Origin of the sequence: Mongoliitalea daihaiensis (assembly GCF_021596945.1) — a bacterium.
Classification (GTDB): Bacteria; Bacteroidota; Bacteroidia; order Cytophagales; family Cyclobacteriaceae; genus Mongoliitalea; species Mongoliitalea daihaiensis.
In genome coordinates this window covers 1,245,226-1,257,934 of sequence record NZ_CP063779.1, presented here as the reverse complement: position 1 = coordinate 1,257,934, position 12,709 = coordinate 1,245,226, and the positions used below count along the sequence as shown (strand labels likewise).

Below are 12,709 nucleotides of genomic sequence, written 5' to 3'. Positions count from 1 at the left end.
TTAGGAATAAATATTTGTTTGCCGAAGAAATTAAGAGGATATCTAGCCCCTAAAATCTAGCTTTATTCTACAATTATTCTTTGTACACCCATTACTGGGCGGCCTGATTTGCTCATCCCTTCCACGATAATTGTAAGCTCAGATGTCAGATCATTTAAAACAAACTCGAACTCACCTTTCCCCTTGGAGTTTGTACTCAAATAAGGATTCCAATAAACTGTGGCATCCAAATTCGTTTTGAACATGTCTATTTGCCGGTCACCCGGCTCTCTTTGTGGAAAATTAATGGATTCATTATACCCTTTTGCCAAGGCAACATTATTTCTATCAAACATGGCTTGGTGAGGGTTAACTAGTCTAGATACTACATTGATAGCTCCCATACTTCCTCTTGGACCCAGAATCGCACTAGTAGAGGCAACGGAACTAAAAATTTCAACCCGTTTTACAAGCGACATGGGAATTGTAGCAATCAAACCTGCATCAACAAGAATTCCATCCAATAAGATAACAGCACCACCTGCTGAATTCCCTCCTCCATCAATGCTATTCAGCTGAGCGAAGCTGGCAGTTTGAAGATGACTCGACCTCAAAAAAATTCCTGGAGGACTGTCCGAGATAATGATTCCAGGAACTCTACCCCTCAAATATTGAAGGATATTAAAATGATCAAATCCTTTTTCTGGAGTTTCCAGTACGTAATTTGCCCAAACGGTAAATTCATTAGTATCTTTCGGCCGACCAAGTGTCCAAGCCGGTAATGTTACTGTAACGGGATCCAAATCAATTATACGTTCACTCAATCTGCTATTTCGGATAACCGAATAACGGCGAATATCATCCAAATCGAATCCTTCGTGGATATCCTCAAATCGGGTTTGTAGTGTAGGCTGTGGTAAATCCGGCTGTTCAAATTGCAGTTGATGCCCCTCCAAAACTTCTGAAAAGGTACGCTTCCTTTTGTTCTCTATTCTTCTTGCCACAATGGAAGCAGTGCCTTGAAAATACAGATTATCCAGCTCAAAAGTACCCTTTTCTCCAATTTCGACTGATGCCATCATGGGAATACCTTTTTCGGGAAATACTAAAAGCTCCAGTTCAACCCCAGGAGCTAACGATTCCCCTTCTTTATCTGTAGCTCTTCCTTTGATTTTGATACCATAACTTTGTTTTGGTTGTTTTTCTGATAAGCTAGTGAAATTTGAAAGTGCAGTACGGCTTTTTTCGTGGGCTATCAGATCATTGAGTTCCTTTATTGCATTAGCATGTTTCAAGTGCTGTGGACTTAGCTCAAAACCCTTCCCCAAGACAGCACCCAATTTCATTTCTGTGACAATGTTACTTATATCCGGCGGCCAACTTACTTGTTTGGAATCCACTACTGAAACTGAAAAATCAGCTTCCAGACCCTCCCCAAATTCATCCAACACCTGCAACAATACCTCCACACGCTCCCGTGGTCGGTAATTTTGTCGGTCTGTGGTTATCTTGAGCGTGGGAATAGATTGGGGATGAAAATAAATTGGTCTTTCCGCGACGATATCCCCTTGACTGTTGACGAAAGCAAAATCTGCCAAACCGGGCAAAAAAGCTTTTGAATCCAACATGTATACGTTTCTCCCCTGCTGCAATGCCAATATTCGCTCATAAGCGAGTTTTCCGTGCTGCAAGCCAATCAACTGAAACACGCTATCGGCCTGATCCTTGCTCCGCTCGATGATCAGCTGATAATTTCCCTCGGATGGATTCAGGCCTACTCGTATCCCATTTTGATAAGCTAGAGGGGCAGTCTCTTTGGAAGCAGTGCTTGGCTGGACCAGACGTACAGCCCCCACTTCTGACACCCGGATGGGACGTTGGAATGTATAGTCGGGATCCCAGTCACTCATGTCCTTGCTTTGGGCGAGCAATACATAATCCCCAACAGGGATGTCCCCCAATGCGGTTTGAGCAGAACCCATCCCTGCATCCAATAAAATTGGCGATTGAAATACGGACTCACCGGTCTGTTGATTTTTCAATGCCAAGTACAAGGTCTGACTCCTCGAAGGCCTTAAGCCTTCAGCAGCTACAGCAGACCAAGCGTATGCTTTGATCCAAATGGTATCTTTTAAAAAGTAATGCGGCCTGTCCGTATGCAAATAGACTTTATCAAATGCTATCTCATCGGTACCCCTTGAAAATTCCTCTTCTTGCCCTAGTGTGAGCAATGGGAGAAAAAAGGGAATGAACATAAGAAAAACCAATCGCCTCATAATCTAGAAATTAATGGTGTATTGGTAATTCACGAAAAAATTGGGTGGGGGGTTTTTAGTACGCAGTATAGGCAACTTCCTTAAGGAAAAAAATTGTTAGGTTATTCATGTTTGTACCTCCAATTTCTCGTAAAATTTTATCCCGACTCTTTGAATATGGTCAATTAATGCTTCACTATTTAGCTTGCTGAATAAAGAAAGATCGATTTTATAGGGTAGCAACAAGTCATCTAACGCAACTTCTATTTTCAACAACAATGAAAAGTCAAGCTTCTCCCCAATCAATGTTAAATCGATATCAGAATTGGGACGGTAATTGCCTTTAGCCCTACTTCCGTACATAATAGCTTCTTCTACTTCTGGAAACTGTTTCAGAATAGATTTAATTTGCTTGATAGTATTTGGTGATAAACCAAAATCCATAATGGCTAGGTGTATAAATTATCTAAGTAGTAGAATCAATGATTCTTTTCTATCATTTGTCTCATTTTTTCCCTAAGGGATATGAATGCTGGAAAAAAATCTCTTATTATTCTAGTGAAAATTTCCTCAGCTGTATTTGCGTCGTATGTATGAGAAGTCTTATTTCTGCTTATAATCATTTCCATCCATACCTCAGGGTTTTCAATAAGGTTCATATTAAAACCAACCCGAATGGCATCCCTCGATCCTCTAATCTCTGGATTTCCTTGGTATGCAGCATAATCTTTGATTACATTCCACCCAAGTTCATGGGTAAATTCAAAACTTTGGATTAACCCTTGTTTAATTAAGTCATCCAAAATATCCGACTGATCAGTCGCCAACTTACTTGGAGTATGAACATTTTTTGAATTAGCAGCATTCTTGATATACTCAATACTCATCTCAAGCTTGCCCAAAGCTTTAAGGTAATTTTCAAATCGCTGCTGCCAACGGATATCCTGTGAACTCATACTGATCTAGTTTAACTCCCACACCCAATACAATCAATAGAGCTATCCATAGGTTTGATGCCTTTGACTACCATCTCCAAGTTGTGGATTTTGTCTCGGATATCCATATCTGCAAACATGTCACCTGTAAGACTTGCTTTCAATTGCTCAATTTCTTGTTCTAGGCTGATTTTTTGTTCTTCTGTCATTTTTATTGCTATTTTAACCTATCAAGGACATTCGAATTTAAAAAGTTCTCGCAACTTTCAATACCCTTGAGCCAGAAGATTTTAATTTTATCCCAAGCAAATCATGAACACCCCAACGATACAATCGCTCATTCAGCTCCGTAGATACCTGCATCAATACCCAGAAATCTCCGGCAATGAATCCAAAACTGCTCAAAAAATCCACGAGTTATTTCAAGAATTAGAGATAGACCGGTATTACACTGCCTTGGGAAAAACAGGTTTAGCGTATGTGTTTGAAGGGCCTCAACTTGGTCCGACCAGCCTTTTTCGTTGTGAATTGGATGGCTTGCCAATCCAAGAAAATAATCCAAACATTTCCCACAGCAGTAAAATTTCAGGCACATCCCATGTTTGTGGTCATGATGGACATATGGCAATAATTACAGGACTTGGGATGCATTTGTCAGCAAACAAACCCAGCAAAGGCCGGGTGGTACTTTTATTTCAACCTGCTGAAGAAACAGGAGAAGGTGCAGAAGCTGTCATTGCTGACCCCCGGTTTGCCGAAGTCTATCCAGATTATGCGTTTGCATTGCACAACCTCCCAGGCTACGAATTGCATCAAATTGTATTAAAAGAGGGGGCTTTTGCAGCTGCCTCTGTAGGAATCAGTATTCATTTGAAAGGGTGGAATTCCCATTCCGCACATCCGGAAGCTGGCAAATCACCTGCAAAAGCGATGGCAGAACTAGTCTTGGGATTAGAAAAGTTGCCAGCATCCATAGAAGATTTTAGCCTGGTCACGGTCATTCATGCCAAATTGGGCGAGGTGGCTTTTGGTACCACACCCGGAGAAGCTGTAGTCATGGCTACTCTGCGGGGATTTACAAATGAAGTAAGGGATCTCTTGGTAGAACAAGCTCGAAGATTAGCGGAAGAACTCGCCGCTCAATCCGGTCTCGGCTTAGAAATTACGCTGACCGAAAGTTTTGCTGCAACGCATAATGATCCCGAGGCTACAGCTATCGGAATAAAAGCTGCCCATGAATTAGCCTTGGATATCCTCGAAGCCAAGCAACCTTTCCGCTGGTCTGAAGACTTTGGCCTGTTCTCCTCCCATACCAAAACCTTGTTATTTGGATTGGGTTCGGGACTTCAACAGCCCCAACTCCACGAACCAACCTTTGATTTTCCCGATGAAATCATCGAAACAGGAATTTCCATGTTTAAAAAAATCATTGATTTGATTCATGAATAAAACTTTGGGTAATTTTTTACCAGACTTTTCTTAACTTTCTCGTGTGAAAATACTTAGTCAACTCTTTTTACTATACCTGATTACCATCATGGCTTTTCCTCCCCATGGGATGGACCATTGTGAACATGAGGAGACAAGTATTGAATTGACTCACCATGAGCATGATTCCCACGATCACCCGGATGGAAACTGCTGTCCGCCTTTTTCTAATTGTAAGCATTGCTCAACATTTGCTCCCCTATCTATTCACCCAAGTTGGACCATTGCCACAAGCGCATTCTTAATAGAAAACCACCCAATCATCCCATCTTTTACTATCACCGATAGGATTCATCATTTTTGGCACCCCCCGAAGTTTGCTTGATTTTTTAACCAAACAGGTGCATGCCCATTTTCTCCCACTGAGTAAATGATCAGTAGGATGTTGTGTGCCTGTATATAAGCTCAAAAATTTTCCAGTATAACGTCAAACAAGCATGAAAAAACTAGTATTCAGCTTGTGGCTTGCCATGCTTTGCTCTCTTGTATCGGCACAAACAGCAAGCCTTAAGCTTCAAATAATTGATGAACACGACGAAACTCCCATTCCAGGAGTCATTGTCAAAATTACAGGAACCAACAGCGGAGGGGTGACAGATGCCGATGGGATGGTTTCTTTCGAAAACTTAACCATGGGTACCTATCAACTTCAACTATCATTGATAGGCTATGAACGAAAACGGGTAACGTTGACATTGCCGACCGAGACAGCAATGACCATTATCCACATGCATGAAGAACATGGGGATATGGATGAGGTAGTGGTGCAATCTACCCGCTCCTCTCGAACAATCGCTGATATTCCAACGAGAATCGAACTGATAGCCGGGGAAGAATTGGAGGAAAAAGCCAACATGAAGCCTGGTGATATCCGCTTACTCTTGAGTGAAAGCACAGGCATTATGGTTCAAGTGACTTCCCCTACTTCTGCCAATGCCGCTATCCGAATCCAAGGGTTAGATGGTCGCTACACTCAATTACTAAAAGATGGCTTTCCCTTGTACTCTGGAGCAGCTTCTGGACTTTCCTTGCTCCAAATACCCCCGCTGGATTTGCAGCAGGTGGAAGTATTGAAGGGTTCTGCTTCCACCCTCTATGGAGGAGGAGCCATCGCTGGTTTGGTCAATTTAATCTCCAAACGGCCTACGGAGGAAGGAGAAACTTCCTTCTTACTAAATGGCACCAATGCAGGAGGATTTGATATTTCGGGATTTCATGGAAAGCGAAATGGCAAATGGGGCAGCACCATCTTCGCTGCGTACAATGCCAATAGTCCTTTTGACCCAGCGGATATTGGGCTTTCAGCTATCCCAAAGTTTCAACGCTACACCTTTAATCCTCGCCTATTTTACTACCCAAGCAATCAAACAAGCGTTGAATTTGGAATCAACATGAACCAGGAGGATAGAAAAGGTGGCAACATGGCCCTTTTGCGTAATCAAGATGCTCCTGCGAATGCATTCTTTGAGGAGAATAGGAGCTTTCGGATTAATTCCCAATTTCAATTGAATCATGAACTAGATGAAAATAAACGCTTGCAAGTAAAAAATGCCGTGAATTTCTTTGATAGAAGCCTGACCACCAACAATTATCTCTTTCAGGGACAACAATGGTCAAGCTTTAGTGAAGTAAATTACCAAGTTGATAAAACCAAAAGTGATTGGGTGATGGGTGCCAACGTGTACACCGAACAATTTATCGATCAGGACCAAGTGCTGGATAGAAGCTATCATTTACAAACCTATGGGCTTTTCGCACAAAACACTTGGACCATACAGCCACAGTGGATTTTGGAAAGTGGGTTACGTACGGATTATGTACCGGATTATGGTTGGGCCGTATTGCCTAGAGTAGCCATGCTATGGAAAGCCAATGCTAATTTCAGTAGTCGATTTGGTGGGGGCTTGGGGTACAAAGCACCAACTATTTTCACGGAGGAAACCGAACGGTTGCAGTACCAAAACGTCCTTCCAATTCAACCTGCTAGCAATGTCCTGGAACGCTCCTATGGACTTAATTGGGATGTAAATTACAAAACGGGACTATTGGATGATGCGCTTTTTGTAAGCATCAACCATCTGTTTTTCTACACCTATTTGGACCGTCCTTTATTTTTGGAAACAGTAGGGGGGAGTGTCAATACATTTCAGTTACAAAATATTGACGGATATGTGGACACCAGAGGAATGGAGACCAATGTGAAATGGGAATGGAGAGATTTCAAATGGTTGATGGGTTATTCGTATACAGATGCACGGATCATCCGCCAAGGAACAAGCAATACATACCCATTGACCCCCAAGCATAGACTCAACTCCGTTCTATTTTATGAAGTCCACGATGAAATACGCGTGGGTTGGGAGTCTTATTACTTTAGCCCACAACAGCTTTCCGATGGTTCGGTAGGACAGTCCTATTGGATTATGGGATTCATGGCAGAAAAAATGTGGGAACGCTTTTCAGTGTATATCAACTTTGAAAACTTCCTCGATGCGAGACAAACACGATTTGACAGCATCTTTACTGGCAGTATCAATAACCCTATGTTTAGGGAAATTTATGCTCCTTTGGATGGATTTGTAATCAATGGAGGGATAAAAATCAGACTGTAACTTAGCAAAGTATGCAGATTTGGATAAGCCTTATCTGCATACTTCCTTAATTAAAGCACTCTCATTTTGTACAAACCATCAACAGAAGTTTCTAGATCAATCAAGTATCCATTGACAATTGCATATCGAAGCTTTCCGGATTGCTCCAGGTAAAAATTGGAATTAGCCCCGGTTTTAAACGCATTGCTAAGACTTCCATTTTTCAACACTTGTATCGGTAATTGGTGCAACTCCCTATCCAGTGCATTTTGTACACGTACCGCTAGATAACCTTCTTTTAAAAGTTCAAATGCCTTCTCTTTGGAAATTTCCGAAAGTTCTTTGAAAGGGGTCTCAAAAGTTTTCCCTTCCACAACATGCATACCTGTAGCATCCAATTCATCGTATCCATAAAATATGGACAGGTCTCCTAAATCATCGACAACAGCGTTGACATAATAATCCCCATGTGCATCGGCTTCTCTTCTGCGAATACCCAAATCCACTGTGTACGATTGCTCATCTAAGGTTAAGGGTAGATTTCGAATCACCAAATCCATGAGGCGAAGTGTATTATCAGGTATGGCATAATAGTCATCCAAGGAGTACGCTTCATAGGTTTTGTCTGCAATTTGCTCCAGCGCATGCAGCATAATCATAAAATTGTATTTGCGGATTATTTGTTTTTCGGGATCGTTGGGATAGCCACCGGATTCGATTAGAATTGTACTCGTACCCCATTTTTGGATATTATCCCCAAAAGCTCGTGGTTCAAATGCATCATCATATTTACCCACATGTCCCGGCTCAATTTGCTCCATTAAGGAATTCATCCCCACAATGACCTGCATGGCTCTTTTGCGAACATCATTTACTTCCGTGGCATAATTGTAAGCAGGAGCTAATACTGAAATTGTAGCAGGTTTGCCCGTCTCTCCAACTGTGTAATAGGTCTGCTGATCATGCAGGTTGAAGCCAAACATCGGTTCGAAGCTATCACGCGCGTGTTTCAAAATTACCGCTTCCGGAGAAGTCAGCGCTAGAGCATCTCTATTCAGATCAATATCGTAGGCATTTCTTCGGATCCATAGATCCATCCCATCAGGATTGAGCATAGGGATAAAGCGTAGGGTCAGTTGGGACTTGAGTTTGGACCTTAAGTCATCAAAACCATCATCAGAACCCTCTAAAAAATTGAATAAATCAAATAGGGCCATGGTTGCCGTCGCTTCATTTCCATGCATCTGAGACCATAGGAGAACTTTGGTTGGTCCATTACCCATGCTCATTTGGTAAATAGACTTGCCTAAAATAGACTTACCTACCTCCTCCACTTCAAATGAATCGCTTCTTCCAGTGACTAAGTGAATGACATCCGCATATTTGAATCGTCGATAGTCCACGCTTGGTTCTTTGTATTGCTCAAAGGCCTGTTCGTATATGGAAGCGTCTATTACTGGTTGAGACGATTTAGGGTTACAGGCAAGTAAAGTCAAGCATGCAACAAGGAAAAGGAAGAAGGATTGAACATTGATTTTCATAGCAGCCATAATATTTTGTACCAAGGTAGAAACTTTCATAAAAAAATAAATTTACTTTTGTCTAAAACCCAAAAAATTCTCCATGAAACTCGAATTCTTTGTACGCGACCTTCCCTTGAAACATACCTTTACCATTGCCCATCAAAGCAGGGATGTGCAAGACACCATCATTGTCAAAATTAGCGATGGTGATTGTTATGGGCTGGGAGAAACGACCACCAATCCTTTTTACGGGATGACCTCAGCCAATATATGTGAGCGATTAGAATCGGCACGTCAGTTAGTAGAACAGGGAAATTGGAGCAGCCCGGAGCATCTGTGGGAATTGGGGAAAGACATTTTCAAAGATAATCCATTTGCACAATGTGCTTTGGACTTAGCTGCTTGGGATATTTTTACCAAGAAAGAAGGAAAAAAACTGTACGAGTACTTGGGATTAAATCCCGGGAATATCCCCTTGACAAATTTTACCATCGGGATAGATACCCTAGACAAGATGGTTTCCAAAATGAAGGAGGTGGATTGGCCTTTGTATAAAATCAAGTTGGGAACCGATCAAGATTTGGAAATTATCCGTGAGTTGCGCAAGCATACAAATTCAACATTCCGTATCGACGCCAATTGTGCTTGGACGGCTGATCAGGCTATTCGCTATTCGAAGGAATTGGCTGCGTTGGGTGTGGAATTTATGGAGCAACCCCTTGGGAAGGATGACTTAGAAGGTATGGCTGAGGTATTCAAATACTCAAAGTTACCTGTCATGGCTGATGAAAGTTGCATCGTAGAGGCGGATGTGAAAAAATGCCATGGCCTGTTTCACGGGATCAACGTCAAACTGGTGAAAGCGGGAGGAATTACCCCGGGGTTACGTATGATCCATGAGGCAAAAAGTTTGGGAATGAAGACGATGGTCGGCTGCATGACAGAATCTTCGGTAGGGATAACTGCTATTGCTCACATAGCTCCACTATTGGATTATGTAGATATGGATGGGGCCATGTTGCTAGCGCAGGACATCGCCCAAGGAGTTCAGATCACCCCTACTTCCATCACCTTCCCTGATGGGCCTGGGATAGGTGCGGAGTTATTGGTTTGAAAATGATACTCCATTCGTAGCACTTACCATTGAATTAGATGCAAAATAATGGACAGATGATAAAAAACTCACAAATGGACTAAAAGCGAAAAAGTTCAACCAATTAGTAAACATGAATGAGTTGTTCAATGAAATTTTCGAAAATAGCCCAGAGTAAGATTTATTATAACCCCAGCTTCAACCTCACAAACCCCAGCTCATCATCCATATTTTGGTAAATCCAGATTTTACCATCCTTGACAAATACCTTACTGAACCTATCCATGGAAATTGGCACTTGCGATTCTCCTAATAGGTCTAAATTCTTATCAAAAACACTCAGGTAAAGCTTTATCCCCGTGGCTTTATAAAATCCCCATTCTTCCTTTTCTTCTCCAAAGGTCTTTTGGTATGAAAAACGATAATATCGTTCGTGTTGCGCGTCCCAAAGGAAACTTGTAAACGTAAAATCCTCTTCTACTTTTTTCATCTCTTCATATTGTTGCGGGCTTTCACCCTCTACGCTTTTGGGACCCATGTAGGTACGCTGCTTGCCCACCAAAGGTCCATCCCATGATTTTTCGGCTAGCGTACGAGTAGCTGGATCGTAGGTATACAATTCATTAAAAACTGAATTGCTAATGAGCAATTTATCACCATGCACTGAAGAACTCACCCCGGACCCAAAACTTCCTGCCCATTGTCCATCATAGAGAATATCTGTAGAAGCCTCTTTCAATTTTTCGAAAGCTGGTAACTCGATTACCTCTGCTTCTTCTCCTTCTACATCCACCAAAAAGTACCGTCGAGTACTCCATTCTATAAACAAAGCAACCACTCTATCCTCTGTACCGCTTACTTTAAGCAACCTAGATGGATACACAGAACTATCATCTTTGGGAATACCTATGGACTGAAGTACAGGAAAATCTTTCAACTTGATGGCATCACTCGAAAACTCTGCTGTCAGTCCATAGCTCCACATCAATAAATTATTATTTTCTGAAGCAGAAAAACCACTTAAAAAAGTACCGATACTATTGGGACCCTCCTTTTCAAAGGTGGTTTTACCAATAAGTTGAAGATTATCCAAATCAATGGTTTCCATGATATTTTCCCGCCGGTTGAAATTGTACAAAAGCTTTCCATCAGCTGTGGCATCTGACATGAACAGATTATCATTCAAATAAATCACATCTTCCCCAGCATCGATCATGACCGTATCCATGCTAAATGTCAATTCAGCATACCCATACCCACTTTGTTGATCACTTTTATTACAGGCAAAAGCTAGGATAGCTATCACTAAAAGTGAGGAAAAGGTTTTGAAAGAAATTTTCATACATTTTTTAGTTTTGGTGCAGAAACAACTGAAATACTTGATGATCATCCACAAGCACGGCTAGAATCAAACTGAAAAACACAAGCGGTTTCTGTTGATTATCCAACGCATAGCATATCATTGGTTTATGTAATTAATCATTAATAGATACCCGTATATAAGCCAATTCATCTTCTAGGTTTAGATATAAATATAGCTTTCCATCTTTTACAAACTTGGGTGATGGGGTCTTATCAAAAGACAGCATGGTCAATTCCTTTTCCCCTAGTAATTCGAAGTTGGGACTCAAAACACTTAAAAAGACCCGCTTTTTCACTGGATCTTCCCCTACTTTTGGTAGGTCTAGGTAGCTAATTCTATAGAATACCTGCTTTTGTTCGTCCCATAAGGGCAGTGTAAAGGTCACCTCTTGGTAGATTTTAGCTGTTTCAGCCCTCATTTCTTCCATGCTTGAGGTTTCATTTTTGTAAGTTCCAGTTTTGCTGCTGGCTGTTAGCTGGTTTTCATAAGTCCATAAACTTAACGAGTCAGTTGCCATTGAGTACTTGTAGATGCTATTCAAGGCGTTAGTAAAAAATAATAGCTCGCTTTTCCAAGGAAGCATGTCATGAGAGGGATGCCACATAGACATACTTCGGCCATCATCAGAAGTCCACTTCACTTTATATTTATCCATCAATTGAAAGACTGGCATTGGGATGATGCGGCTGCTTTCATTGACCAAATCCAACGCAAGCACGTCTGGGTTTAATGTTTCAAAGTTTAAAAACTTGCAAAAAATGGTATTTCCATCCTCGGAAAAACCTAAAAATGATAGCGATTCTTTTTCCCCTTTTTGTTCCAACATCCAAGGCTTATCCAAGCTTAACCTATCAACGACTTTTCCATCCGAATCTGTGATCACAATTTTATCATCCCAACCGATAAATGCATACCGGTCATTGGACAAAAGCTGAAACTGATACGCATTTGGTCCCACCCCATCAGGTCCTTCTTTTTCAATACGAACTTTTTTTACGAGTTCAAACTTCTCCAAATCCACCATTTCCAATTCAGATGCATCAAAAGACCAATTGATTAAGGTCTTGGAATCCAATGTGTAGCTATGAGAAAATGAATTGACGGCTGCCATCAGAATTTCATCTTTGGAATCCACCATGACGGTGTCTATCGTGAGTTCAAAAGATGCAAAGCTATCTATAGTATCTTTTTCAGATGATTGACAAGCAAATAGGTAGCCACTAAGCAGAATACAAATTATTTTTTTCATGAAATAAACACGTGCCTATAGGATAGCTAAAGATATTAAGTAATCAACTAAAATAAACTATTCAGGAAAAAAAGTTAAATCAAGATTCATGTTCATGCTACTTTTAATTTTTGTTTTAACGCACACGAATCCTCCTGAAAACAAATATTTGCGAATCAAAGGCCCATTATTTCCAGTTTGATTTAGAAATATTACAAACTAACATCAACTTTTTAAAATATGAATATTTTGAC

The 12,709-nt window shown here is 41.1% G+C and carries 11 protein-coding genes; 4 read left to right on the top strand and 7 right to left on the bottom strand.

Features of this window, described 5'->3' with window-relative positions:
- Positions 1 to 62: 62 nt before the first annotated feature.
- The 4 genes from IPZ59_RS05200 to IPZ59_RS05185 form a co-directional block, all read right to left on the bottom strand.
- A complete protein-coding gene (locus IPZ59_RS05200; protein WP_236138821.1) occupies positions 63 to 2,255 on the bottom strand; it encodes a TonB-dependent receptor in 2,193 nt (730 codons plus the stop codon).
- A 105-nt stretch (positions 2,256 to 2,360) separates the two neighbouring features.
- Positions 2,361 to 2,678: a nucleotidyltransferase domain-containing protein gene (locus IPZ59_RS05195; protein ID WP_236138820.1), complete on the bottom strand. Its 318-nt coding sequence runs from the start codon at positions 2,676 to 2,678 to the stop codon at positions 2,361 to 2,363.
- A gap of 35 nt (positions 2,679 to 2,713) precedes the next feature.
- Positions 2,714 to 3,190: a nucleotidyltransferase substrate binding protein gene (locus IPZ59_RS05190; protein ID WP_236138819.1), complete on the bottom strand. Its 477-nt coding sequence runs from the start codon at positions 3,188 to 3,190 to the stop codon at positions 2,714 to 2,716.
- Between the two features lie 11 nt (positions 3,191 to 3,201).
- Positions 3,202 to 3,378, bottom strand: a complete 177-nt coding sequence (locus IPZ59_RS05185) for a hypothetical protein (protein ID WP_189582195.1) — start codon at positions 3,376 to 3,378, stop codon at positions 3,202 to 3,204.
- 103 nt (positions 3,379 to 3,481) lie between these two features.
- Between IPZ59_RS05185 and IPZ59_RS05180 the strand changes: the two genes are divergently transcribed.
- The 3 genes from IPZ59_RS05180 (at position 3,482) to IPZ59_RS05170 (ending at position 7,269) form a co-directional block, all read left to right on the top strand.
- Entirely contained in the window at positions 3,482 to 4,618 is a 1,137-nt protein-coding gene (locus IPZ59_RS05180; RefSeq protein WP_236138818.1) for an amidohydrolase, read from the top strand.
- Positions 4,619 to 4,661: 43 nt separating this feature from the next.
- On the top strand, positions 4,662 to 4,982 hold the full coding sequence (locus IPZ59_RS05175) for a hypothetical protein (protein WP_236138817.1): 321 nt from the start codon (positions 4,662 to 4,664) through the stop codon (positions 4,980 to 4,982).
- 112 nt (positions 4,983 to 5,094) lie between these two features.
- Entirely contained in the window at positions 5,095 to 7,269 is a 2,175-nt protein-coding gene (locus tag IPZ59_RS05170; RefSeq protein WP_236138816.1) for a TonB-dependent receptor, read from the top strand.
- 50 nt (positions 7,270 to 7,319) lie between these two features.
- On the opposite strand, the gene IPZ59_RS05165 is transcribed toward IPZ59_RS05170, so the two are convergent.
- Positions 7,320 to 8,828, bottom strand: coding sequence for a M14 family metallopeptidase (locus IPZ59_RS05165; protein ID WP_236138815.1), 1,509 nt, complete (start codon positions 8,826 to 8,828; stop codon positions 7,320 to 7,322).
- 43 nt (positions 8,829 to 8,871) lie between these two features.
- Here IPZ59_RS05165 and IPZ59_RS05160 point away from each other — a divergent pair, with 43 nt between their 5' ends.
- Entirely contained in the window at positions 8,872 to 9,885 is a 1,014-nt protein-coding gene (locus IPZ59_RS05160) for a dipeptide epimerase (RefSeq protein ID WP_236138814.1), read from the top strand.
- Positions 9,886 to 10,048: 163 nt separating this feature from the next.
- Here IPZ59_RS05160 and IPZ59_RS05155 read toward each other — a convergent pair whose 3' ends face one another.
- Positions 10,049 to 11,206, bottom strand: a complete 1,158-nt coding sequence (locus IPZ59_RS05155) for a DUF4221 family protein (protein ID WP_236138813.1) — start codon at positions 11,204 to 11,206, stop codon at positions 10,049 to 10,051.
- 133 nt (positions 11,207 to 11,339) lie between these two features.
- Positions 11,340 to 12,476, bottom strand: coding sequence for a DUF4221 family protein (locus tag IPZ59_RS05150; RefSeq protein ID WP_236138812.1), 1,137 nt, complete (start codon positions 12,474 to 12,476; stop codon positions 11,340 to 11,342).
- Between the last annotated feature and the right edge of the window lie 233 nt (positions 12,477 to 12,709).